Origin of the sequence: Vibrio sp. 1457, from assembly GCF_033340195.1 — a bacterium.
Lineage (GTDB): Bacteria > Pseudomonadota > Gammaproteobacteria > Enterobacterales > Vibrionaceae > Vibrio > Vibrio alginolyticus.
Genome location: NZ_JAWOWA010000014.1, coordinates 19,469 through 44,144, shown reverse-complemented (window position 1 = coordinate 44,144; position 24,676 = coordinate 19,469). Strand labels below are relative to the sequence as shown.

At 41.9% G+C, this 24,676-nt stretch carries 18 protein-coding genes; all 18 read left to right on the top strand.

Annotation, left to right across the window (positions count from 1 at the left end; genetic code table 11):
• Positions 1–4: 4 nt before the first annotated feature.
• The 18 genes from tssM to R7Z41_RS15445 all read left to right on the top strand — a co-directional run bounded on the left by tssM (position 5) and on the right by R7Z41_RS15445 (position 24,625).
• On the top strand, positions 5–3,523 hold the full coding sequence (gene tssM / locus R7Z41_RS15530) for a type VI secretion system membrane subunit TssM (RefSeq protein ID WP_047100988.1): 3,519 nt from the start codon (positions 5–7) through the stop codon (positions 3,521–3,523).
• Positions 3,505–4,200, top strand: a complete 696-nt coding sequence (gene tagF, locus R7Z41_RS15525) for a type VI secretion system-associated protein TagF (RefSeq protein ID WP_005387528.1) — start codon at positions 3,505–3,507, stop codon at positions 4,198–4,200. The genes tssM and tagF overlap by 19 nt, the downstream gene beginning before the upstream one ends.
• Positions 4,201–4,209: 9 nt before the next feature.
• On the top strand, positions 4,210–5,004 hold the full coding sequence (locus R7Z41_RS15520; RefSeq protein ID WP_005375947.1) for a PP2C family protein-serine/threonine phosphatase: 795 nt from the start codon (positions 4,210–4,212) through the stop codon (positions 5,002–5,004).
• Positions 4,997–6,112 carry a type VI secretion system protein TssA gene (tssA, locus tag R7Z41_RS15515; protein ID WP_054701384.1) on the top strand — a complete coding sequence of 372 codons (1,116 nt, stop codon included), beginning with the start codon at positions 4,997–4,999 and terminating at the stop codon, positions 6,110–6,112. Before R7Z41_RS15520 ends, tssA begins: the two co-directional genes overlap by 8 nt.
• Before the next feature lie 15 nt (positions 6,113–6,127).
• A complete protein-coding gene (gene tssB / locus R7Z41_RS15510) occupies positions 6,128–6,658 on the top strand; it encodes a type VI secretion system contractile sheath small subunit (protein ID WP_005375949.1) in 531 nt (176 codons plus the stop codon).
• Positions 6,658–8,151, top strand: coding sequence for a type VI secretion system contractile sheath large subunit (gene tssC / locus R7Z41_RS15505; protein ID WP_005375950.1), 1,494 nt, complete (start codon positions 6,658–6,660; stop codon positions 8,149–8,151). The genes tssB and tssC (R7Z41_RS15505) overlap by 1 nt, the downstream gene beginning before the upstream one ends.
• 52 nt (positions 8,152–8,203) lie before the next feature.
• A complete protein-coding gene (gene tssC, locus R7Z41_RS15500; protein ID WP_064369227.1) occupies positions 8,204–9,715 on the top strand; it encodes a type VI secretion system contractile sheath large subunit in 1,512 nt (503 codons plus the stop codon).
• A 10-nt stretch (positions 9,716–9,725) separates the two neighbouring features.
• Positions 9,726–10,520, top strand: coding sequence for a type VI secretion system accessory protein TagJ (locus tag R7Z41_RS15495; RefSeq protein ID WP_005375952.1), 795 nt, complete (start codon positions 9,726–9,728; stop codon positions 10,518–10,520).
• A gap of 7 nt (positions 10,521–10,527) precedes the next feature.
• Positions 10,528–10,992 carry a type VI secretion system baseplate subunit TssE gene (tssE, locus tag R7Z41_RS15490; RefSeq protein ID WP_017635621.1) on the top strand — a complete coding sequence of 155 codons (465 nt, stop codon included), beginning with the start codon at positions 10,528–10,530 and terminating at the stop codon, positions 10,990–10,992.
• Positions 10,989–12,812 carry a type VI secretion system baseplate subunit TssF gene (gene tssF, locus R7Z41_RS15485; RefSeq protein ID WP_086047345.1) on the top strand — a complete coding sequence of 608 codons (1,824 nt, stop codon included), beginning with the start codon at positions 10,989–10,991 and terminating at the stop codon, positions 12,810–12,812. Before tssE ends, tssF begins: the two co-directional genes overlap by 4 nt.
• Complete coding sequence (gene tssG / locus R7Z41_RS15480) at positions 12,809–13,774, top strand: type VI secretion system baseplate subunit TssG (RefSeq protein ID WP_017635619.1); 966 nt, start codon at positions 12,809–12,811, stop codon at positions 13,772–13,774. Before tssF ends, tssG begins: the two co-directional genes overlap by 4 nt.
• A gap of 10 nt (positions 13,775–13,784) precedes the next feature.
• Entirely contained in the window at positions 13,785–16,352 is a 2,568-nt protein-coding gene (gene tssH, locus R7Z41_RS15475; protein WP_171344059.1) for a type VI secretion system ATPase TssH, read from the top strand.
• 208 nt (positions 16,353–16,560) lie between these two features.
• A complete protein-coding gene (locus tag R7Z41_RS15470; protein ID WP_005375967.1) occupies positions 16,561–17,040 on the top strand; it encodes an Hcp family type VI secretion system effector in 480 nt (159 codons plus the stop codon).
• Positions 17,041–17,089: 49 nt separating this feature from the next.
• The gene (gene tssI, locus R7Z41_RS15465) at positions 17,090–18,925 is read left to right on the top strand and encodes a type VI secretion system tip protein TssI/VgrG (RefSeq protein WP_186585264.1); all 1,836 of its coding nucleotides are present in this window, start codon (positions 17,090–17,092) and stop codon (positions 18,923–18,925) included.
• Positions 18,926–18,936: 11 nt separating this feature from the next.
• Positions 18,937–19,227, top strand: coding sequence for a PAAR domain-containing protein (locus R7Z41_RS15460; protein ID WP_005375969.1), 291 nt, complete (start codon positions 18,937–18,939; stop codon positions 19,225–19,227).
• Positions 19,228–20,067 (top strand): hypothetical protein, encoded by an 840-nt coding sequence (locus R7Z41_RS15455; protein WP_054578967.1) that lies wholly within the window; start codon positions 19,228–19,230, stop codon positions 20,065–20,067.
• A 358-nt stretch (positions 20,068–20,425) separates the two neighbouring features.
• Entirely contained in the window at positions 20,426–21,559 is a 1,134-nt protein-coding gene (locus R7Z41_RS15450) for an exonuclease SbcCD subunit D (RefSeq protein ID WP_017820209.1), read from the top strand.
• A 9-nt stretch (positions 21,560–21,568) separates the two neighbouring features.
• Positions 21,569–24,625 (top strand): AAA family ATPase, encoded by a 3,057-nt coding sequence (locus R7Z41_RS15445; protein ID WP_115386666.1) that lies wholly within the window; start codon positions 21,569–21,571, stop codon positions 24,623–24,625.
• Positions 24,626–24,676 lie beyond the last annotated feature (51 nt).

Below are 24,676 nucleotides of genomic sequence, written 5' to 3'. Positions count from 1 at the left end.
AGAGATGCGTATTAAAGAAATTGGCAGAATATTTACTCAAAGATGGTTTCTCGGTCTTATAGGTGTCGCTGCTTGTTCTATTTTCATTTGGGTTGTTGGTCCACTTATTGCGATAGCGGGATATGAGCCCCTAAAGAGTGACTTTCAACGGCTAGTCACTATTCTAGTGTTGGTGTTGCTTTGGGCGATATTTAACGTTACCAAGCAGCATAAGCAAAAGGTGAAAGAAGACGAAAGTATTCAAACGTTGCTTGAGGTTGATAGCCTATCAGATAAAGAAGCGGCAAGTGAAATTGACTTAATGCGCGAGCGTATTGAGCAAGCTGTCAAAGTAGTGACGAAAACACACAAAGGCAAGAGAAGCTTGTATGACTTACCGTGGTATGTGTTGATTGGCCCTCCTGGAACGGGGAAAACAACCGTATTAAAGCAGTCGGGGTTAGAGTTTCCATTAGGAGACAGCCTTGGCTCTGACTCTATTGCCGGTGTAGGTGGCACTCGCCACTGTGATTGGTGGTTTGCAAATAAAGCAGTTCTTATAGATACGGCTGGCCGGTATACGACACAAGACAGTCAAGAAAAGGTCGACTCTAAAGCGTGGCATGGTTTCTTAGGATTGTTGAAAAAGTATAGAACGCAAAGACCAATTAATGGTGCGATTGTTACGATAAGTTTAGCCAGCGTGATGTCTCAGACTCGAACCGAGCGAAGTCTTCATGCTCGAGCAATTAAGTCGAGACTTCAAGAACTGAAAAACCAGTTAGGCATGCAGTTTCCGATTTACGTATTGCTCACCAAAATGGATTTAGTTGCCGGTTTCAATGAGTTTTTTGCCGATTTAAGTAAGGAAGAGCGAGAGGAATTATTTGGTTTCATGTTCCCTCGTGAAGTGGATGATGAAAGAGGCGTTATTTCTCTATTCAACAAAGAATTTCATGGCATGTTGGAGCGCCTTGATGCCCGTATGCTTAGAATACTTGAAACAGAGGACGATTTAGATAAACGCGCGCTTATCTTTGAATTTCCAAAGCAATTAAGAGTGCTACAAGCTAATCTTGACGAGTTTTTAGCTGAAATTTTTGCACAAAACAGTTTTGAAGAGCCTGCCTTGATTCGTGGTGTGTTTATGTTGAGTTCGGTTCAAGAAGGCTTACCAGTCGATAAGCTGATGAATGAATCAACCAATGGACTTGGGTTAAATCGTTTAGCTCTAGCAAAGAGTCAGACTGGTTCTCATAGTTATTTCGTAAAGAATCTTTTTGACAAGGTTATTTTCAAAGAGCAACTGTTAGGAACAGTTAATCGTCACTATCAAAAGCAGTCAGGTTGGATGCGTCGAGGTGTTTACATTGGATGTACAACGCTACTGCTAGGAGCTTCTGCGCTTTGGTTTATGAGTTATAAGTGGAACTCACAGTTAATTGTCGATACCAATGAACAAGCGAGCCATATTGATGCAATGATTGGCGCTCAAAGTTTAGATTTTGAAGCGGATATTGTTTCAGCTGTAGAAACATTAGATAGGTTGATGACGCTTCCTCTCGGAAAGCAAAGCGACTACGGTGATGCCGACTCTGTAAAGAGGTTTGGTCTCTATCAAGGAGACAAAGTGTCTCAGGCGGCAAACAATGCATATTCTGATGCTTTGACCCAATATTACGCCCCTCTGCTTCTTGATAGCTTGGTGTCAGAAATGGAGAGCAATCAACAGCATCGTGAGTATTTGTACGAAACGTTAAAAACGTATTTGATGTTATTCAATCCAGACAAATATCAACAAGATGAAGTGTTGGCTTGGTTTAACTTTTATTTCGAACGTCAATATCCGGGTGAGCTAAACGCAGACTTAAGAAGACGTTTGCTACAGCACACTCAATATTTATTAGGCAACGATGGACAAGGCTTTACTTACAACACTGCTGCCGTGACGAGTGCTCGAGAAGTGTTGACTCAAATGTCTCTACCTGAACGTGCTTATCAGCGAATGAAAATACAATTTTCTAAGAGTCATGTACCTTCATTTCGCTTGACTGATGTATTGGGACCTAAAGGGCTTGAGCAGTTCGAGCGAGCTAGTGGAAAACCGCTATCACAAGGCATTTCGGGTTTCTACACGTACAATGGTTTTCATAGCATTTTTCAGATTCAGATCAACCGTACAGTAAAAAGCTTAATGGAAGAGAACTGGGTTTATGGTGACGATCTTAAGGCTCATGAAATTGATCAAGATAGTGCCATCCAAGGCGTTCAGTCTCGATACTATCAAGATTATGTTAATGAATGGAAAACGTTGATCGAAGATATTCAATTGAAGCAGGCTCCGAGCCTAGAACTTGCGACAGAGCAAGCGAGGGTTTTATCTGGAGTTGAAAGACCAATCGAATCTTTGTTGAGAGCAATCCAAAAAGAGGTTGCTCTATCAAAAGTATCATTGTCAGAAAATCAAAAAGCCGCTTCTGAAGTTGCTGGTAAAGTTGCCAAAGTTAAGTTTTCAAATACGGCAGATAGACTAGACATGTATTTACCTGAAGAAAACGGTTTCAATGTTGCTCTGCCAGGTAAAGAAGTCGAATCGCATTTTTCAGAGATCTTACGCCTTGGTGAGCAAGACTTTGATGATATTCAACAAGCAATGGTTAACTTGCGTTCGTATTTAAGTGACTTATCAAGCTCTGGTAACAATCAGAAAATTGCCTACAAAAGTATTTTAGATGGAACCGTTACACAAGATGTCGCAGCTTCCTTTGCTCGTGCTAAAGAACTTTTGCCGAGACCATTTAATCAATGGCTAGGTGAGCTTTCTCAAGAGTCGGTTAAGTTTGCGGAGAGCGGTTCGAAGGATCATCTAAATCAACTTTGGGTAACACAAGTGGTCCGCCCTTATCAGCGGACTATTGCTGGCAGATATCCATTCGAGCCCAACGCGAGCAGAGAAGTTAGATTGAAAGACTTTAAGCGATTCTTTGGTTATGGAGGTACGCTTGACGCATTCTTCCAAGAATACCTCGAACCGTTTGTGGATACTTCGAAAAGTCGTTGGCGATTAGAAAAGGAAATTGGAGTTCGCCCAGAAACACTAATGGTCTTTCAAAGAGCGCAACGTATCAGGCAGTCTTTCTTTGAATCTGATAATTCCTTACGCGTAGAGTTTGGGATGAAGCCTGTTTATCTAGACCAGCACATTACTCGATTTGTCTTAGAGTTGGGTGGACAAGATTTGGTTTATAAGCATGGACCAGCAAGAGCTAAATCGTTGAGTTGGCCTGCCGGTCAAGATCAGACTCGAATTGTGTTCACACCACCTGAATCTAAACGCGAAATTGCGCATACCTATGAAGGTGAGTGGGGCATATTCAAGCTTTTGGATCAATCACTTAAAGCAAGGCCAGAATCGCGTAAAGACAATATAGTTATGATTGATTTAAAGGGAAATAAGGTGCAGCTAGAGCTTATTCCTTCTAGTGCCATTAATCCTTTTTGGTCAAATGAAATGGAGAGGTTCAGATGTCCACGAACCTTATAACATCAGGCTGGGGCTATATCGGTAAAATGCCCGCAAAAGGGGACTTTGTGAAAGATGGTTTATCACAAGATTTCTCGGAGCGTTGGCATGATTGGCAACAGGCGGTTATTGCAGTCAGCAGGGAACAACTGGGTGAAAGCTGGAATGAGCACTTTTTAACGGCTCCTGTGTGGCACTTTGCTTTGGATATTAGCTATTTAGAAGACTCAACCTACATTGGTAGCATGATTCCTAGTGTTGATGCATGCGGTAGATACTTTTTCTTTACTATAGCTCGTGCCGTAAAAGGTGAAGCTGCGCAATATTGGGGTGACAGAGCTTGGACAGAGGACAGTGCCGCTCTTGCTCTTTCAGTACTTGAGGACGACTTTGTCTTTGATGTTTGGCATAAGAGTACTCAAGAAAAAAATGACCTCGTTGCGAATGTAACAAGTGAAGTGAGGCCTCTAGAGTTTCTTTATCAAAGCCAAATATCTACAGTTTTTCATGATCACGGCAATACTGATCAAAATACGCTTTTGAATTACCTCATTAAAGAAAAATTGAGTAAACCATGTTTTTGGTGGACTGAAGGTTCAACGAAGGTTGAACCATGCATGTTCATTACTAGTGGATTTCCTTCAATTGGTCAGTTTTCAGCCATGCTTGATGGCGGCTGGAAAAAGTGGAATTGGTAGGATAGAAGAATGAATTGGAACTATTTTACCTTTGCTAAATCGCACGCAGGAAAAGTACGCCCTTATAACGAGGATGCTCTGTTGGATATGACAGAGCAGCATATTTGGGTGGTTGCCGATGGAATGGGTGGACACAGTGCTGGCGATATAGCAAGCCAGATGCTAGTGGATAGAGTCGCGCGCCACATGCAGGATGTCTCCAATACTAATATCGATGATATCCGAAGAGTGGTTCAAGAAGCGAACTTAGAAATTTACCAATACGCACAAAATCACTTAGACGGTAAAACGATGGGAACAACACTTGTTTTGTTGTTTATTCAGGATGGGTATTACCACTGCCTTTGGGTGGGGGATAGCCGAATTTACCAGCTTAGAAGTGGTAATTTTGTCCAAAAAACACGTGATCATAGTCAAGTCATGGACTTAGTGGATCAGGGCTTATTGGCATTTGAAGATGCCGAATCTCACCCTCTTGCAAATGTTATTACCAGAGCTGTTGGGGTCGACGAAAGTGTCACTATTGATCAAGTTTCAGGGCAGTTGGCTGACGGCGATCAGTTTCTACTCTGTAGCGATGGACTCTCTAAGGAACTTACGAGTGATGAAATTCATCGGACATTGTATGCAGACTCAGTCAACCAAGCTGGATTAGCGCTCATGCATTCGGCTTTGGTTCGGGGCGCAAGTGATAACGTAACTTGTGCTTTGATCAAAGTTCGCCAAGCGCAAACGGAGTGCGAAACAGTAACTAGAGAAGACGCGACAATACCTGTCTTTCTAAGAGGGAGAGCTTATGAGTAATGAAATGTTTGATTGGTATGAACAAGCGTTGGCTCCTATATCTCAAGAAAATCCTACAGGTGTTGATCCTAGAGAGGATGTATCACCACAGTCTGCTTACTATCGGTTGAAAGATCAGCGTATGGCCGCTCGCAACGCTGAACGTAATGCTCTTATAGAAGAAGAAAGTATCTATACCCACAGTAATTTATGGCGAGTATTTATTGAAGATGTCCCAGAAATACTCACGAATCAGTCTAAAGATTTGGAATTTGTTGCCTGGCTTATAGAAGCCCTAACTCGATTGTATGGTTTTCGTGGTATGGGCGTTGGCTACAAACTCGCAACCAGTTTAATTGAGAACTTTTGGGATGATCTGTACCCAATGCCTGATGAAGATGGTATTGAGACAAGAATATCGGCGATTATTGGCCTCAATGGTATCGATAGTGAAGGAACACTTATTTTTCCAATTGCTTGTATACCATTGACTGACTTAGGCGTGGAGCAAGCTTATGCCTATTGGGAATATCAGCAAGCTATAGAGCTTGAGCGTTTAGACGAAGATAAGCGCCGAAATCGAGTCGAGCTTGGGGCTGTTGAGTTATCTGAAATTATAACTACGGTTAAGTCGACTTCTGATACGTTTTATCAAGAATTAATCACGGATTTGGAGTTCGCTACAGAATCATTTAATGAATTCAGTCAGCGATTAGACGAAGCGGCCGGTGATGTGACTCCTAGCTCTTATATATCAAAAAGACTTGAATCAATACACTCGGCATTAAAGCACCTTCTAGGAGATCGTTTCAATCAACCACAAGCCGTGTTTGAAGAGCTAGAGGATCTTGATGAATCTTCTTCTGAACAACCGTTAAGTTCACAAAGTTGTGATGCATTATTAGCGACAAACATGAAATCACGAGAGCAGGCAATTAGACAATTGCAGCAAGTAGCAGATTTCTTCCGAGAGAGTGAACCTCACTCACCAGTTTCTTACTCCATCGAACAGATTATTCGTTGGTGTGGGATGCCTCTGCCGGAGTTACTGGCGGAACTTATCTCCGACGGGGATGCAAAGAAAAGCTACTTCCGTTTGGTTGGCATAGCAGAACAAAATGAAAATTAATAAAGGGAGAATGGTATGACGAGTATCCACTCGAAACTATCACGAGTACGGAAGCCTCGTGTCCACATTACCTATGATGTTGAAACTGAAGGTACGACTCTTAAGAAAGAACTGCCTTTTGTTGTAGGTGTAATGGGTGACTTCGCTGGTCAAAACACAGAAGCGTTGAAGCCATTAAAAGACCGCCGTTTTATTCAGATCGATCGAGATAACTTTGACGATGTACTCAAAAAAATGAATCCATCGGTGAAGTTTAAAGTTGCGAATAAGCTTGCGAATGACGATTCACAGTTTGAGGTCGATTTAAACTTTAAATCAATGCAAGACTTTGAGCCTGCTGCGATCGTAAATCAAGTTGATCCACTACGCCAATTGATGGAAACGCGTAATAAACTGCGTGATTTGATGACAAAAGTTGACCGCTCAGAAGAGCTTGAAAATATCCTAGAGGATGTTTTGAACAATACAGACAATCTGGCAAGACTTGCAGGCGAGTTAGATCTTGGCAAGAAAGCGAAGTCAGACAGTACTGAAGGAGCGGAATAATGACGACTGAAGCTGAAAAACAGTTAGATCCAACTGTTAATGAACAGACAACTTCATTCTTAGATCAAGCTATTGGTGCGACTAAGCAGACCGAAGCTTCTCGTGCTGAGGAGCTGATTAAAACGCTCGCTGAAGAAGCAATGAAAGGGACAGTTACTTGGAACAAAAACCTAACAGTAACTTTTCGTGAAGCGATTAATTTGCTCGATAGGCAGATTTCTGATCAGTTGTCTGAAGTAATGCATCACCCAGAATTACAGAAACTCGAAGGTTCTTGGCGCGGCTTAAATTATCTAGTGATGAATTCAGAGACCAGCTCTACTCTGAAAGTTCGCATGATGAGCATGACCAAGAAAGAGCTACATAAAGACTTGAGCAAAGCTGTTGAGTTTGATCAAAGCCAGATCTTTAAAAAGGTTTACGAGTCTGAGTTTGGTAGTGCTGGTGGTGAACCGTATGGTGCATTGATTGGAGACTATGAGTTTACCAACCACCCAGAAGATATTGAGTCGTTACGCCTAATGTCAAATGTAGCGGCTTCTGGCTTCTCTCCATTCTTGTCCGCAGCTTCACCAGCACTATTCGGCTTTGATGAGTGGACTGAGTTGTCAAAACCACGCGACCTAGATAAGGTATTTGAATCACTAGAATACGCCCAATGGCGTTCGTTCCGCGAGAGTGCCGATTCGCGCTTCGTTAGTCTGACGATGCCAAAAGTCCTTGCTCGTTTGCCATACGGACAAGCTACCGCTCCAGTCGAAGAGTTTGGGTTTGAAGAGTTCGAAGTAGATCCTGTTTCAGGTATTGCTGTTAACGCTGAACATAACGACTACTGTTGGATGAACTCTTCGTATGTTCTTGGTGTTAAGTTAACCGACGCATTTTCAAAATATGGATTTTGTACTGCCATCCGTGGTGCAGAAGGCGGCGGTCGAGTGGATAACTTGCCAACGCATTTCTTCATGAGTGATGATGGCGACCCTGATATGAAGTGCCCAACAGAGATTGGTATTACCGACAGACGTGAGGCGGAGCTTGGTAAGCTTGGTTTCTTACCGCTTTGTCACTACAAAAACACCAACTATGCAGTGTTCTTTGGTGCGCAAACCTGTCAAAAACCAGCGAACCATGAATCCCCTGAAGCAACGGCCAATGCGGCCATTTCTGCCCGCCTACCTTATATGATGGCAACATCTCGTTTTGCGCATTATTTGAAAGTAATGGCCCGAGATAAAATTGGTAGCTTTATGGAAGCAGAAGACGTTGAGTCTTGGCTGAACCGCTGGATCCTAGGTTACGTCAATGCTTCTGAAGGCGGTGGTCAAGAGATCAGAGCGAAATACCCTCTAGCAGACGCTCGTGTTCAGGTTAAGGAAATTCCTGGCGCACCTGGTTCTTACAATGCCGTAGCATGGCTGAAGCCTTGGTTACAAATGGAAGAACTGACCACATCTTTGCGACTTGTGGCAAAGATCCCTCAGTCAGGTGGATAAGAAATGAATTGGCTGGTCGAAAGGCCAGCCATGACCAATCTTTATGTTCTAGATGGAATTAGCAGTGTCACTTAACTTTCGCGACCCTAGCAAGCTAAAACATGAGTTCAGTACCGGAGGCTATGCTGAACTTGATAGCCCGTGGTTGACTCGATTCAATGAATCTTCTGATCTTGTAGCGTCAGCGCGAATTTGGCTAGAAGGTACACGTTCAAGAGATTTGGACAGCTTTCGTCATAGTGTGATGAACACAATTAACCGCATTGATGAGCTATTAGAATCTCAACTAAATGAAATATTACATCATCCTGAGTTTCAACAGCTCGAAAGGGGGTGGGTTGGAGTTAGGTATTTATGTGAACAGGTTGATTCTCGTTCATCGGACTCTGTAAAAGTTAAGGTTTTAACGGCGACATGGAATGAAATCAGTAAAGATGCTTTAAAAGCCATCGAGTTTGACCAATCAGCACTATTTAAGTTGCTCTATCAAAATGAATATGGCATGGCAGGGGGAGAACCCTTTGGTGTGGTGGTTGGAGATTATCAGCTTCGCTGTGATCCTAGTAAAAATTATTTTGATAGAGATCTGTCTGTGTTGAGTAAGATCTCTCAGTCTGCAGCTGCAGCATTCAGCCCATTTATCATGTCTGCATCGCCAGAGATGTTTGGTGTTGATAGTTTCGCTCAACTCTCTGCGATAAGAGATATAGCAGCCCAATTTGAACAGGAAGATTATGCAAAGTGGCGTAGTTTGAGAGATAACGATGACGCTAAATTTATTGGTTTGACTGCACCTAACGTCTTGTTCCGTCAGCCATACAAAAGTGATGGCTCGCGGAATGATAAATTCAATTTTCAAGAACACATCTACGACTCCAACCGAGATTTGCTATGGGGGAGTAGTGCGTACTGTTTTGCTGCCGTATCAATTAGAGCATTTCAGGAACATGGTTGGTTCACGCATATGCGAGGGATTAAACAAGGCGATTACAGTCAGGGCATTATCGTCGCTCCTACAAGGAGCAAGATGCGTGTTAACGGCAAGAATGATCGTGAAAGATGTCCGTTAAACTTGAAAATCTCTGAGAGAAAAGAACAAGAATTGTCTGAGTGCGGTTTTATTTCTATTTCTCCAATACCTGAGACTGATATGGTAGGGATGACCTCGAATGTATCTCTCTACAAGCCCAAACAATACGCAGAAAAGCATATTTCAACGAATGCAAAACTGACATCGATGTTGCAATACACATTGTGTGTATCGCGAGTCGCACATTATCTCAAGGTTATGGGGCGTGACAAAATTGGTGGGTATCAAGATGCAGAAAGCCTAGAGCGTGACTTTCAACGCTGGTTACATCAGTACACTACCGCATCAGATGAAGCGTCTGATGAGCTTCGAGCTAAATATCCCCTAAATGAAGCGAAAATTACAGTTCGAGAGAAAAGAGAAACTCCTGGACATTATTACTCAGTTATCCATTTGCGACCGCATTTTCAACTCGATCAAATGGTATCTAGCATTAAATTAATTACCGAATTATCACCAGAGCACATGGTGTAAGGAAATAACAATGACTCAATGGAAAAATGCTTTGTCCCAAGGCCTATTGCAACACGCTCTAGAGCAATTAACTGATGAAATTAAAGCAACACCTAAAGATGCGAGCTTGAGAAGTTCCTTCATTGAGCTTCTTTGCATTGATGGGGACTTCGAGCGTGCGGACGCTCAGCTCATGCAATCGATTAAATTGTTTCCTGAGTATCTGCCTGGTGCAAGTCAGCTACGACATTTAGTGAAAGCAGCTCAAGCTAGAAAGGATTTTATCAATGGTGCGGCTAGTGCCAAAGTAATAGGTGATGAGGAATTAACTAAAGAGCTTGTTCGATTTAATCTTGCTCTCGGAAATCAAGAGTACGAAGAAGCGTCACGTCTATCGCATCGCATTGAAGAGCATCGTACTATTAAAGGGTTTAACGTAAACGGCACAAACTACGAAGATGCTAGAGATATTGATGATCGTTTAGGTGGTTACATTGAACTGTTTTCTACAGCAGGTAACTATTTTCTTGTACCCATATCGAGCATCCATACGCTAGAAGTTAAAGCACCTACTTCATTGTTAGAGAGTATTTGGCGACCTGTCGAGTTTGATATCGATGGACTTGGTGAAGGCGAAGGCCATATGCCGTTGACATATGTTGACTCAGAGACCGATGCGCAAAAGTTAGGTCGAGAAACGGATTGGAAGCAGATTGGTGAGCAAGAATCTTTTGTTGGCTTGGGTCAAAAATGTTGGTTAGTCGGTGATTCAGCGCTTCCAATCTGTGATTTGACTACATTATTAGAACAGAAACAAATAGCGTAGAAATATCATGTCTTTAACCGTTTCTCTGCTCGACAAATTGATAGATAGTGATCCTCTCACTCGAGATGAGAAAGACTTCCCTGCAAGCCAGCAACAGATGTTGAGCAGCTTACTTAGAGATCTAGAGTCGATGCTGAATAGTCGTATTGGATGGAAAAACATTCCTGATGATCTTTTAGAGGTTCGTTATTCAATATTGAATTATGGGCTGCCAGATTTTTCCTCAATGCCCTATAGCAGCCAAGAAGGGCAGAATCAGCTTTGCGACATCGTTCATGATGCAATTAAAGAGTTTGAGCCGAGGTTAAGGAACCCTCATGTCCAGATTTCAGACGAGAAAAACGCTATTGATAGGGTATTGAGGTTACAGATAAATGCCACTTGCTTAATTGATAACAGTATTCATGAAGTGCGATTCAATTCTGAAGTAGAGCCGGTAAATTTAGGTATGAAACTGAGTAGAGCAAAATGAGTGAAGAGTTTCTCAAGTACTATAATCGCGAGTTAGCTTATTTGCGTCACAAAGGGCAAGAATTTGGGGAGCAGTATCCTAAGATTGCTGCGAGACTTCGTATTAGTGAGGAACAGGTTGACGATCCGCACGTAGAAAGATTGTTAGAAGGCTGCGCATTTCTAACAGCAAGGATTAGACAAAGCTTAGACAATAGTTACCCTCAATTTACAGAGTCTTTGATGGGACAGTTATATCCTGATTTTCACGCCCCAATCCCGTCAATGTCAGTCATTAAAATGAGCTGTTCTAACTCCACTTCCTCTTATTTTGATGTAGAAGAAGGCGAGCGAGTTGTTATCGGTGCTCCTGGATATCATGAGTGCGAGTTTAGAACTTGTTATCCGGTCAGAATGTATCCTGTTGATGTGACCTCTGGCGTTTTTAAAAATGCGCCTTTCAAGCCAGTTGGCTCACGATGGGAAAGCAATGCTCATTCAGTTTTGAAAGTACAGCTCACGGCTCAAGATGAAGAGACTCCTCTTGGTGAAATGGGGGCAGAACGGCTGCGCTTCTATTTAAACGGTCAATCTCAATTGACTTTTAAGCTCTACCAAATGCTGTTTCAAAACCTAATTGGTTTATCTGTTGTTGTGGATGGCAAAGAAGTTCGTCCTTTAACCAAAAGGCATCTTTCTGAAGTGGGATTTTCAGAAGATGAGAAAGTTGTGCCATACAGTAAAAGAAGCTTTTCAGGAGCAAGATTACTTGTTGAGTATTTGCACTTTCCTGAGAAGTTTATGTTCTTTGATATCACCGAACTTGGATTATCTGAGCTAGATCTTGGAGAGCAATTCGAACTGTATTTTTACTTTGATACCAACGATGACTGGCTTCCAAAGCAAGTGGACGAAGAAAGCTTAATGGTAGGTTGTGTGCCTGTAATCAACTTATTTAAAAGTATTATGGAGCCTAAGCGTATTCTACCAACTGAATACGATTACCACTTGTCTCCGCAATACCAAGAAGCTGAAAGTAATGAGGTTGTCTCAATTTCTGACGTAACGTTGAGAAATTGGAACAAAACGTACCACAATTTGCCATGTTATCACGCTGGTGAGCACACGCATTATACGAACACTAGTGAGATTTATTGGTTGATGAGACGTGAGGATAAGAACTGGGCTGGTGGGTATGATGAGCCAGGTAGAGAAACTTACATTTCTTTTGTTGATAAAAAACATCAATTGTTCAGCCCGGATAGCCGGGAAAACTGGTTAATGTACGTGGAAGCTGAGTGCTGTAACCGCAACTTAGCGCAGAAACTTCCATTTGGAGGTGGGCTGCCGCAAGTATCTTTACCGGAGGTAAATGACAATTTCGAATCTGTTCGTTGTTTAGTCTCTTTATCAGAAACTATTCGGCCAGAAATGGATGAAAGCACACGATGGCAGTTAACTAAGCTTTTAACTTTAAACCATTTTACCGAGGAAGATGGTTTAGCAACTTTGAAGCAGACCCTTAATCTCTATGCATTTTCTGGGACAGCAGAAACGAAAGCGGTAATCGATGCTTTAACTAAGTTAGAGTTTGAGCCTACTACAGGAAGAATTAGTCAGAAAGGCAAAGTTGGATTTGCGCACGGTATAAAAGTTATTTTGACGGTTTCTGATCAAATTTTACCTAAAGAGCAGATCTTTCTCTTAGGTAGTGTTTTATCTGTTTACTTCTCGCAATATGCTGAAATTAACATTTTTACGCAGTTAGAAATAAGACTTAAGTCCACGGGAAAGTTTTTCCACCTATGGCCCGCATTAACTGGCGATAAGGTGTTGCTATGAGCGCGGAACAATTTTATCGAGAATTAAAGCAACATCCATTGTTTGAAGCGATTCATCTTATTGAACACGAAGTTCTGCAAGCAGAGGCGCAAATAGGAACAGATGCGTTACCGAAGCATGAAAAGCTAAACTTAAAGGTTAATCCATCATTAGGTTTTGAAAATGCTCAGCTTTGTGAACTGAAAAATATAGATGACAGCAAGTTAGAGATTGAGACCAATTTAATAGGCCTAACGGGTGAGCAAGGTGTGCTTCCCCAGCACTATAGTGAATTAGCTTTACATCGCCAAAAAGAAGGCGATACGGCTATGGTGGACTTCTACGATATTTTCAATCATCGCTTATTATCTCTTTATTATCGATGTTGGCAACTGAGTCAGCTGACAGTTCAATCTCGTGCGCATGCGCAGGGCGCGCGTTCGCCGTTAGAAAGCTGTAAATCGGCATTAACTGGGGAAGGGAGTTCACTGTCCCTGCACTATGGTGGTGTGTTTGCTTCACCAATGAGAAGTAAAGGTGGACTAAAAAGTATTCTTGAATGTTTATCTGGATGCCAAGTAAAAGTTCATGAATTTCAAGGACAATGGTTACACCTTACGAAAGAAGAGCAAACACGCCTTGCATCCCGAACTATGCCTGAAGGGCAGTTTGCTCAACTTGGTTTAGGAGCTTCTTTGGGTTCGAAAGCATGGAATATCAACGCGGGGACAACAATAGAATTTCTGCCAAAAGATAAACAGCTAGTTAGTAAATTGCTTCCTAACCAACCCAATATAGCAATCATTAAGAACGCTGCTTATGAGTTGATTGGAAAACATAAACAACTGAAGTGGCAGCTCACCACCAAACATAGTTTGCTACCACAAGCTTGCTTATCGAAACAGCAGGGGCAGTTAGGTATTGGTTCTGTGCTTAAAAAACACGAACGTACAAAAGATCGAACTATAACAATTACTATTTAAAGGAAATGTAATGGCTTCACTCTCACTTTCAGCGTTGGTCGAAAGATTGTCTCCTCAGGCTAAGGAAACACTTGAACAGGCAGCTGCGATGGCAAGCTCCCGAACTCATCACAGTATTGAAATGTCTCACTGGTTAATGATGATTATCCGCCATCCTGACGATATTTACTCTGAAGTTTTTGACGAATTTGATGTCGATACAATCAAGGTTGAAACCGATATTCAAAAGGCATTAGAAAAATACAAAACAGGATGCCAGTCGGTGCCTGGGCTATCAGCTCATACAGTGACTGTTATGCAAAATGCCTTGTTATCTGCAACCATTGAATTCAATCAAGAACAGTTGGGGTGCATCCATCTTTTATTTGCCTACTTGTCTGATGATACGTTAGTCAACATGGCTGGTTCGATTAGTCCTGAACTAAACAAGATAGAACCATCTCGCTTATTGAACTTTAAAGAAAGTAATGCGCCTCAATCAAGATCGAATGACTTAGCGCAGTCAAACGCGAATTCCGCCTTGAATCAATTTACAACAGACCTTACTGAGCAAGCTAGGGAAGGTAAAATAGATCCGGTGATTGGTAGAGATAATGAAATTCGCCTAATGATCGATATTTTATTAAGACGCCGACAAAACAACCCGATTCTTACGGGAGAAGCTGGTGTTGGAAAAACAGCCGTTGTTGAAGGTTTGGCGCAAAAGATCATTGATGGCGATGTACCTCCCGCTCTGCAAAATGTGGCGATTAAGTCTCTGGATTTGGCATTACTGCAAGCCGGCGCAGGCATGAAAGGTGAGTTTGAAAACAGGCTTAAGAACCTTGTGAAGGAAGTAAACGACGCTCCACAGCCTATTATATTGTTCATTGATGAAGCTCATGGCCTAATTGGCGGTGGTGGGCAAGCGGGCCAAGGTGATGCGGCGAATATTCTGAAGCCAGCATTAGCGAGAGGCGAACTCAGAACGATCGCAGCAACTACGTGGGCAGAGTATAAAAAGTATTTTGAAAAAGATGCAGCTTTAACTAGGCGTTTTCAAGTCGTAAAGGTTGATGAGCCAGCCCCTGAGCTCGCGATCGAAATGTTACGAGGCTTACTTGATGTAATGGCACAACACCACGATGTTCATATCACTAACCAAGCTCTCAATGCAGCGGTCCAACTCTCAGCTCGATACATTAATGGTCGTCAACTGCCAGATAAGGCGGTTTCTGTTTTGGATACGGCCTGTTCTCGAGTTGCGTTAAGTCAGTCATCTACACCGGGAGGTCTAGATGCAAAAAGAAACAAACTTAAAGCAAAGCAAGCTGAGTATGAGCATCTTAGCCAAGAGAATCGATTAGGAGCATCTCTTGATGTGCAGCTCCAAGGTGTCCGAAAAGAGATTGATGCGCTATCTAATGACATTATTGAATTAGAGGTACTTTGGGAAAAAGAAAAAGAATGGGTAAGTGAAGCTAAGTCACTTAGAACCCAAATAATCCAGGAGGGTTCTGAAACTGCTAGAGACAAGTTACAAGAGCTTGAAAATAACCTCTCCGTTAACTCACAGCCCTTAGTTTTTTCGCATGTAAATGAAGCGCTAATCGCAGAAGTTATTTCGGATTGGACCGGTATACCGCTGGGTAAACTTCAGGATGATGAAATCCAAGCAGTATTGGGTTTGAAAGAAAGTTTGTGCAAGCGAGTTGTCGGGCAGGATCACGCTTTAGAGCTCATGTCTGAAGTGATAAAAACCGCGAGTGCGCAGCTCACGGATGAGACACGACCAAATGGTGTATTTCTCCTAACCGGACCAAGCGGAGTGGGTAAAACCGAATCGGCTTTGGCGATTGCAGAGAAAGTGTATGGTAGTGAAGAAAATGTCACGACTATCAATATGTCGGAATTTAAGGAAGAGCATAAAGTCTCATTGCTATTAGGTTCTCCTCCTGGTTATGTCGGTTATGGAGAAGGAGGTGTACTGACTGAAGCTGTTAGACGTAAACCTTATAGTGTAATTCTCCTCGATGAAATGGAAAAAGCGCACCCTGGTGTTCAAGATATTTTTTATCAGGTATTTGATAAAGGCTCAATTAAAGACGGTGAAGGTCGAGATATAGACTTTAAAAACACTATTATTATTATGACCGCGAACACAGGGACCGAAACGACGATGTCTTTGTATTCTGATCCTGATTTAGCGCCTGAGCCGTCAGCACTAAAAGATGCTTTACGCGATGATTTGTTGGTTGACTTTAAACCAGCATTTTTAGGGCGTGTGAATGTATTACCTTATTTGCCTCTATCAAGAAAAGTATTGATAGAAATAACAAAATTAAAGTTAGATAAAATTACGACTCGTATTCGTAAGCACTATAACGCTGACCTGTTTTTTGATGAGGAACTAATTAATGATATTGTAGACAATAGCAATGAGTCTGGGAGTGGTGCGCGTGTGGTACAAACAACCATAGAAAATACATTGCTTCCGAAGATTTCTCATGAAATATTGCATGCAATTCTTAATGATAAGACGTTTGATGAAATTATTGTTAAAGGTACAACTAGTGGACTTGATGTCTCAATAGTTTAACATCCTTTACACTCTCAATAATAATTGGGAGTTGGTTCATATTAACTATTATTTTTTATAAAAAACGCTTAAATTAAATCTTATTTAAAGATATAACAGGGCGTATTTAAAATGAAGTTTTTGATACATTAATCACTAATTATCACCAAACGTCAGATAATTAAATTACTACGATATATGTCAATTAATAATGCTATAGGAGATTAGCATGCAGTCTAATACGTATCTTAAATACGCAGATATTAAGGGTGAGGCAACAGCCGAGCAATACAAAGATTTGATTACACTACTATCTGTAGATTGGAGTGTAGGTCGTGAGATCTCATCATACACTGGTACAGCGATGGACCGTGAAGCGAGCGCTACTCGTCTATATGATTTGACTATCACTAAACTTCAAGACCGTTCTTCTCCTGACTTATTTAAAGAAGCGACGATTGGTAAAGGTAAACCAGCGGTTTTCCATATTACTAAGCAGGGTGAGAAGGTTGAAGAGATCATGAAGATCGAACTGACTGATGCGATGATTTCTAACTACTCAGTTTCTATCCAAGACGATCGTCCAGTTGAAACTATCACAATTTCTTACACAGAAATGATGATGACAGTGACTCCTACTGACGATAAGAACAACACTTCTGCTCCATTGGTATACGGCTACAGCGGTGTTAAAGGTCAACAAATGTAATTTTCATGCGGGGGAGTATTCCTCCGCATTTTTTTGAAAGAAGTATTTAATGAAAAGAGCAACTCAAGATAACAATTTCATCCGAATTTCTTCCCCATTCGGTAAAGATGCCATCATACTAAACTCGTTTGAGTATAAAGAAGAGATCTCAGAACTTTTTTCATTGCGTGCTAAAGCTTACTTTAATGATCAACGAAGTGAGTTAAACGAAATTATTGGTAAGGAAGTTACCATTACCCTTGAAAATAATGAGGATGTTTCTTCAAATCCTCGTTATATGCATGGTTACGTTTCTGCTGCAAGATTAGAAGGGAAAAGGGTTTCTAATACACATAAAGGCGAAAATTATAAAAACATAGAATTATTAATAGAGCCTAAATTACGTTTCGCTGAATATCGAAAAAATTGCAGAATATTTCAGCATAAAGATATAAAGGAAATTATCTCTGAAGTACTATCGGAGCATAGTGTTGCCTTTAGTTTTGAGCTAACCAAGTCCTATCCTAAATACACGTACAAAGTACAATATGAAGAATCAGATCTTGAATTTGTTCGACGTCTGTTATCGGAAGAGGGGCTATCATTTTTTTTTACACATACTAAGTCTGCCCATACGCTCAATATTTTTGATGACATCAGTTTTTATAAGCCGGGTACTGAGTTTTTAGTCGATTTTGATACAGGTACGGCGAAATCTAGCCACATTTCTTCTTGGCATGAAACGCAAATTCTGACTACTAAAGCGAGTCAAAAGTCAGGCTATAACATGCTCAAGCCTTCTTCGAATCCTAAAAATACTGCAAAGGGTGAAAGTGATTTTTTTACAGTGCCTGAAAGCGAGTATTTTGAATACATGGGTGAAATGGAGAGCAATGATCAATACGCACTGAGAAACACGCATGCAATAGAAGCACTACAGCAAAATGCATATTTGTGTCGTGGCGAGGCTACGTGCAGAACATTCAGCGTAGGCAAGTGCTTCAAGTTTAAAAAACATGAAGATAAATCTCGAGTTGGCAAAGAATATGTACTGTCTTCTGTTTTTTTGTCTGCTGCTGTTTATAACCAGACTGGTCAAGGTGGCACCGGTGCGCAAGGTGTCAAAGTCTCGTTTAGTTGTGTTGACTCAAAGACAATCCTTCGTCCTTCAGTTAACTATCCGAAACCTCAGATGAAAGGTTTGCAAACTGCTATAGTTACGGGGAACAAAGATGGTGAAATTTACATAGACAAACATGGCCGTATCAAAGTTCAGTTTCACTGGGACCGTGTTGGTAAATACGATGTAAATAGTTCATGTTGGATTCGTGTTGCGCAAAATATCGCAGGTAACGGATGGGGGTCGGTGTTTCACCCTAGAGTCGGACAAGAGGTCATCGTCGAGTTTGTCAACGGAGACCCTGATCAACCAATCGTTACGGGGTCACTATATAACGGTAGTCAACTCCCTCCTTACGCTTTACCAGAGCAAAGTTCTCAGAGTGGTTATAAATCACGCTCTGTACAAAAAGGTACATCCAATTTTAATGAGTTGCGCTTCGATGATAAGCCTGGTGAAGAGCACATTTATCTTCATGCTGAAAAACTGTTCCAAATGCTAGTTGAAGACTGTGTTGATATCGCCGTTGAAAACAGTAAAACCGAAAAAGTGACCAATGATGTTAATCAAGAGGTTGGTCAGAACGCGAGCTTGAAAGTAGGTAAAAACTTTTCGAATGAAACGGGTGAAGTACTGTCTTTTAATGCAGGAAAGAGCGTCGAGATCAAAGTAGGTGGTGCTTCTATTCAGATGTCTAGCTCTGGAGAAATCAATATCAAAGGTAATAAAATATCCATTAACGGCTCAGCTATTGCTCTTAAAGCTGGGCAAATTTCATTGAACTAAGGTGATTTAAAGTGGGTAAACCAGCCGCAATTTTGGGCAGCTTTCATCTTTGCCCTAAAAAAACAGGAAAGATACCGCATGTCGGTGGTCCCGTCGTTGTTGGTTCACCAAACGTAACGATTGGCGGGATACCTGCGGCAAGACAAGGCGACAAGCTTATTTGTATCGGTCCTCCGGATAGTATCTCAGCAGGTTCTTCTAGCGTAACAATCAACGGTAAACCAGCCGCAAGAGTCGGCGATTCAACGTCTCATGGTGGCAAAATTCTATCTGGTATGCCTACGGTTTTAATCGGAGGCTAGATGCCACTCGCATTTCAAACGCATCTTCTATCCTTTAATGGCCGTTCACACACCGTTCGCGAGATAGCTGATGATTCTTTTAGATTGTCCGAGGAAATCCGACCCCCTGACTTCGCTCAATCAATAGATGAGCATATATTAAGCCTCGTGCGCTCTGAGCGCGAGAGTCTTGAGCAAGTTGATATCAAAGGGAATCTCTGTGTTCTTTTACCATCTTCGGTAGACAAAAGCTTGCTTAAAGCATTGATAAGCGAGCTTTCTATTTTCGTTGGCCAAACTGTCAATACTGAAATTTACTTTTATCCTTATGGCCAAGCTGCATTTTTGATGGCACTAAATCGGATAAATCGTGAAGTTAATGAAACGCAAGCGACTTGGATACTGGCTATAGAGGTTACGAGCGATGTAGAAGGGCATGTCAAACCTCAAAGCTCTATCATTTTAACCAAGTGTTTTTTTCGACATTCAGGTCTTGTGCCTGATGTTGTTCGAATTGATTTAGATGCCAAACAACAACGCATCGCCGTGGACAAGGTGTTTAAGCAATTAGGAGTAAGTTGTGAACATCCACTCAGTCAATTGTATTTATCCGTTAATGAGGAAGAGCCGCAATGGTTAAACTCAATGCAATTCTTGTCTCCGTGGGTGACCGATCAAACTCAGTATCAATTTGTTGATATAAAACTTGGCGGATTGGGTGCATGTGGCGGAGTTTTAAAAGCGTTAGTGATTGATGAGCTTCAAAGAAGCAGCCCCTGCCCAGACTTTCACGTTTTGCAAGCCGACATCGAGCCAGATGGCTATGCGGTAGGAGTAATATACAATTGGCGTAGCGAATAGGTCTGGCTATTGCTTTTCCTTCTAGTAGCTGAGGTTTTAGTGATGCAAATGTTATGGGGGATTGACTCGAAACTGGCCCTTTAATGATGTTTGGACAATGACTAGGCGCAGCTTGCTTTTCAAAATAGCTTTGCTCACCGCGTTTTTACAGTGTTCTTCTCGCTTTCTGATTAAATAGCCAGCCATAGAACACAAACCACATGAAAAGCTGTTCGACTCAAGATATCCTTACCGATATAAAATAACTTGAGTTTTGGCTTGTTCGAGATCCCACCCGTGACGCATTCCTTTTTATAAACGGTACATGGACTCTGACAGAAGCAAGCCTACTCATAGAATTGGCGGAAAGTGAATTCGAATGAAGTTTATCCACACCTCAGATTGGCATCTTGGTCGACAATTCCACAACGTATCACTACTCGAAGATCAACAAGCAGTACTCGAACAACTGATTAACTATATTGAACGCAACCCCGTCGATGCAGTTGTAGTGGCGGGAGATATCTATGACCGTTCGGTGCCACCAACGGTTGCAATAGAACTGTTAGATCGAGTCGTGAAACGCATTTGTACCGAGTTAGAAACACCAATGATATTTATATCTGGCAACCATGATGGTGCAGAAAGGCTAGGTTTCGGCTCAGAGCAAATGAAAAATGCAGGTCTCCATATTGTTAGCAACTTTGAAGATATGCTCACTCCCATCATCATAAAAACGGACTCTGCGGACGAGGTCGCGTTTTATGGTATGCCTTATAACGACCCTGAACAGGTCAGGTTTGCCTACAAAGCCTCGGTATCCACTCATGATGAGGCTCATCAATTGCTTGTTGAGCAAATTAAAGAGCGCTTTATCTCTAAGCAAAAGCGCGTGCTCGTGAGTCACTGTTTTGTTGATGGGGCTATCGAGTCAGACTCTGAACGACCATTATCTATTGGTGGTTCTGATCGCGTGAGTCATGAACACTTCTTAGATTTTGACTACGTCGCACTTGGTCATTTGCATCAGCCTCAAAAGAAAGGCGCAGAGCATATCCGTTACTCTGGCTCTCTCATGAAGTATAGCTTTGGTGAACAGAACCAGAGAAAAGGTTTCACGTTAGTTGAACTGGACAAGAAAGGATTCGTTTCTGCAAAGCATATTGATCTTACGGCTCCTCATGAAATGCGTATTGTAGAGGGCGAGCTGGATAAAGTTATTGAGCAAGGGAAAACAGACCCCAAGAATGAAGATTATTTGTTAGTTCGTTTGATGGATAAACATGCGATTTTAAACCCAATGGAAAAACTTCGTTCAGTGTATCCAAACGTTTTACACCTTGAGAAACCTGGCATGTTAATTGGGGTAGAGCAGGAAATGGCGCAAGCAAAGTTGGCGCGAAGCGAAATTGATATGTTCCGAGATTTTTTTATTGAGGCGCAAGATAGCCAGTTGTCTAAAGAGCAAGAGCAAGCTGTTACTGACATTATTAAGCAATTATCACAGCAATAGGGACCAAAGATGAAACCAATTAAACTAACCATGCAAGCCTTTGGTCCGTTTGCAAAAACTGAAATCATTCATTTTGAGAAGCTTGGCAGTAACCCTCTATTTTTGATTAATGGTCCTACAGGTTCCGGTAAAACGTCGATCTTAGATGCCATTTGCTTCGCCCTTTATGGTGAAACCACAGGTAATGAGCGACAAGGTATTCAGATGCGGTGTGACTTATCCGCGCAAGACTTACCAACCGAAGTAGTTCTCGAATTTTCGTTACACGGCAAACAATACCGAGTTGTTCGATCCCCTGAGCAGGAAGCGCCCAAGGCCCGTGGTGAAGGGATGACGATTAAAAAGCACACTGCGGCTCTTTATGAACTCGGTGAGACTGAAACGCTTATCACCAGCAAGACGACTCAGGTTAAAACTGAAGTTAGCAATATTATTGGCTTGAATGAAACTCAATTTCGTCAAGTTATGGTGTTGCCTCAAGGAAAATTCCGAGAACTGTTGCTTGCTAGCTCTAAAGAGCGTGAAGAAATTTTTGGCCAGCTCTTTCAAACTGACATATATAAAAAAATTGAGTACGCGCTCAAAGATAAAGCGAGTGCAATTAGTAAAGCGAAAGGCGAATTTGATAATCAAATTCGAGGTGCTTTACAAGTTGCAGAAGCGAGTTCTGAACAAGAACTATTACAACAACTGGAACAAGTAACTAAGCAATTAGAGTCTGATAAAAAGAATGAGCAAGCAGCGTTAGATAAGCTCAATACTGCTAAATCTGAATTGCAAAAAGCGGAAACCTTGAATGGAGAGTTTTCGAAACGAGAGCAAGCAGAAAGCGCACTCAAGCTGCATCTAGAACACGCAGATTCGATAAAAGCTCGTCAACAGCAATTAGAAAACGCTAAAAATGCCAATAAGATAGAGTTGCCCTACATCTCATTACAAAATGCAAAAGCTCAAACGCAAGAGCTTAGGCAAAAAATCGTAGCTTTGGAAGAGAGTCTCGAAAAAGCTAATGTCGTTGCGAGAGAACAAGAAAACTTGCAGCAAAGTGCAAAAGAGGCAGCGGCAAAGGTCCCGCAGTTAACGCAACTGCAGTATCAGCTTGAAAGTATGAAAAACAAGTTGGTCGAGAAAGACAATTTGGAAAGTAAAATAACGGCGGGTTATCAACAAAAACAACAATTTGAAGCAACGTTAAAACAGTACATAGAACTAAAAGATAAGTTAACGTTACAGGCCCAGCAGGGACAGAAGGAGCTAGAGAAAGCACGAGTTGATGTTGCGCTTATTGGCAGCATCGATGCGGAAATAAAACAAAAACAACGGCTGTTACAGGATCTACAAAAGCTGCATGATCTTACTTTAGAGCTCTCTAAACTCAATGCGCTAACTGTAGGCAAGCAGCAGTCACTACACGAAGCCAGTCAGCGCTATATGCAGCGTCAACAAGCCGCTGATACGATAGAGCTTAAGTGGCACAACGCTCAAGCGGCAGTATTAGCGCAGCGACTAAAAGCAGGTGAAGCATGCCCGGTGTGTGGTAGCGAAACGCATCCTAACCCCGCAACGTTTGTTGAAGAAGCCGTTACAAAAGAGCAAGTTCAGGCGGCTAGAGCTAAAGAGCGAGAAGCTCAAACCTTGTTGAACCAACTAAGCAATCAGCTAGAACAACATAACGTTGTCATTAGTCAGTATCAGAATCAGTGTAACCAGTTGAAAGAGGAGTTGGGTGAGTATGCTACATCTGAGATCTCGACGGTTCAAAATGATTTGCAAGCGATCAATGCTCAACTCCTACGTCTACAAGCTATTGATATTGAAAAGCTAGAAAAGAACGTTGAACAGCTTAATCAACGCTGCGTCGTGGGTGAAAATAAAATTCATGAGCTGCAGAATAAAATGGCGGCAAATGAATCAACCGTTAAAGCGAACCAAGAACAATTGGCTCAATTACAAGCTTCTATTGACCCAAAATACAGTTCCGCTGACTTGCTTGAACGTGAAATTTTGCTGACAAAAGAGCAAATTCTGAGTTTGAACACAGGCTTAGAAAAGGCGCAAACCGCTTTGCAGCAAGCGATATTGGAGAAATCAAATGCGGAAAGTCACTTAGCGACGAACAAGCAGTGGTTATCTGAGTCAGAGCAAAAACTTAGCCAAGCAGAATTAGCGTGGAATGAGGCACTACAGGCGAGTAAATTTGAGGATGAAAGCCATTATCTAAGTAGTCGAGTGGGAGATGATGAACTTCAAGCCTGGCAGCAAGAAATAGACAGCTTCAAACAGGCACAAACCAAGCTTGAGCAAACACTACATGATTTAAATCATGCATTGAAAGATCTTGAAAGGCCTAATTTAGAGTCGTTTAACGATAGGTTAACCACTCTGCAGGCGCAATATATTGAAGTAAGGAATCAACTTGATACCACACGCTCAATATTTGAACGTCTTGAAAAGGTTCGTAAAGATATTGCCGTGTTGCATGAGAAAAATAGTAAGTTAGAAGAAGAATACAAAGTCTTTGGTACGTTGTACGACGTTGCTAGCGGTAAAACAGGCAGCAGGGTTAGCCTACATCGCTTTGTTCTTGGTGTACTGTTGGATGATGTGCTGATTCAGGCCTCTCAACGCTTAAGCCTTATGAGTAAAGGGCGCTATATTCTTGCTCGAAAAACAGAGGGCTTCAAAGGCGCTGCGGGTCGCGGCTTAGATTTAATGGTTGAAGATGGCTACACAGGAAAAACGCGTGATGTTGCGACACTTTCCGGCGGTGAATCATTTATGGCAGCGCTTGCTCTGGCACTGGGTTTGTCGGATGTTGTGCAATCCTATAGTGGCGGTATCCGTTTAGACACTTTATTTATTGATGAGGGCTTCGGTAGTTTAGACCCAGAGTCTTTAGATCTTGCTATTCAAACGCTAGTGGACCTGCAACAGACTGGGCGCATGATCGGTGTTATTTCTCACGTTTCTGAGCTGAAAGAGCAAATGGCGCAGAGGATTGATGTTGAACCATCAAGACTTGGTTCAACGGTGTCGATTAAATCTCAATGTCGCTTCGCTGTCTAATTCAGTGATTACTGTTAGATCAAAAAGCCCCTATTGTTAGGGGCTTTCTGA

Excerpts from the sequence above, each read along its gene's own strand:
- R7Z41_RS15450 (WP_017820209.1), top strand. The coding sequence starts at position 20,426 with ATGAAGTTTATCCACACCTCAGATTGGCATCTTGGTCGACAATTCCAC.
- tssF (WP_086047345.1), top strand. The coding sequence starts at position 10,989 with ATGAGTGAAGAGTTTCTCAAGTACTATAATCGCGAGTTAGCTTATTTG.
- R7Z41_RS15455 (WP_054578967.1), top strand. The coding sequence starts at position 19,228 with ATGCCACTCGCATTTCAAACGCATCTTCTATCCTTTAATGGCCGTTCA.
- tssB (WP_005375949.1), top strand. The coding sequence starts at position 6,128 with ATGACGAGTATCCACTCGAAACTATCACGAGTACGGAAGCCTCGTGTC.
- tssI (WP_186585264.1), top strand. The coding sequence starts at position 17,090 with ATGAAAAGAGCAACTCAAGATAACAATTTCATCCGAATTTCTTCCCCA.
- tagF (WP_005387528.1), top strand. The coding sequence starts at position 3,505 with ATGTCCACGAACCTTATAACATCAGGCTGGGGCTATATCGGTAAAATG.
- R7Z41_RS15445 (WP_115386666.1), top strand. The coding sequence starts at position 21,569 with ATGAAACCAATTAAACTAACCATGCAAGCCTTTGGTCCGTTTGCAAAA.
- tssC (WP_064369227.1), top strand. The coding sequence starts at position 8,204 with ATGGAATTAGCAGTGTCACTTAACTTTCGCGACCCTAGCAAGCTAAAA.
- tssC (WP_005375950.1), top strand. The coding sequence starts at position 6,658 with ATGACGACTGAAGCTGAAAAACAGTTAGATCCAACTGTTAATGAACAG.
- tssM (WP_047100988.1), top strand. The coding sequence starts at position 5 with ATGCGTATTAAAGAAATTGGCAGAATATTTACTCAAAGATGGTTTCTC.
- tssE (WP_017635621.1), top strand. The coding sequence starts at position 10,528 with ATGTCTTTAACCGTTTCTCTGCTCGACAAATTGATAGATAGTGATCCT.
- R7Z41_RS15520 (WP_005375947.1), top strand. The coding sequence starts at position 4,210 with ATGAATTGGAACTATTTTACCTTTGCTAAATCGCACGCAGGAAAAGTA.
- tssG (WP_017635619.1), top strand. The coding sequence starts at position 12,809 with ATGAGCGCGGAACAATTTTATCGAGAATTAAAGCAACATCCATTGTTT.
- tssH (WP_171344059.1), top strand. The coding sequence starts at position 13,785 with ATGGCTTCACTCTCACTTTCAGCGTTGGTCGAAAGATTGTCTCCTCAG.
- tssA (WP_054701384.1), top strand. The coding sequence starts at position 4,997 with ATGAGTAATGAAATGTTTGATTGGTATGAACAAGCGTTGGCTCCTATA.
- R7Z41_RS15495 (WP_005375952.1), top strand. The coding sequence starts at position 9,726 with ATGACTCAATGGAAAAATGCTTTGTCCCAAGGCCTATTGCAACACGCT.
- R7Z41_RS15470 (WP_005375967.1), top strand. The coding sequence starts at position 16,561 with ATGCAGTCTAATACGTATCTTAAATACGCAGATATTAAGGGTGAGGCA.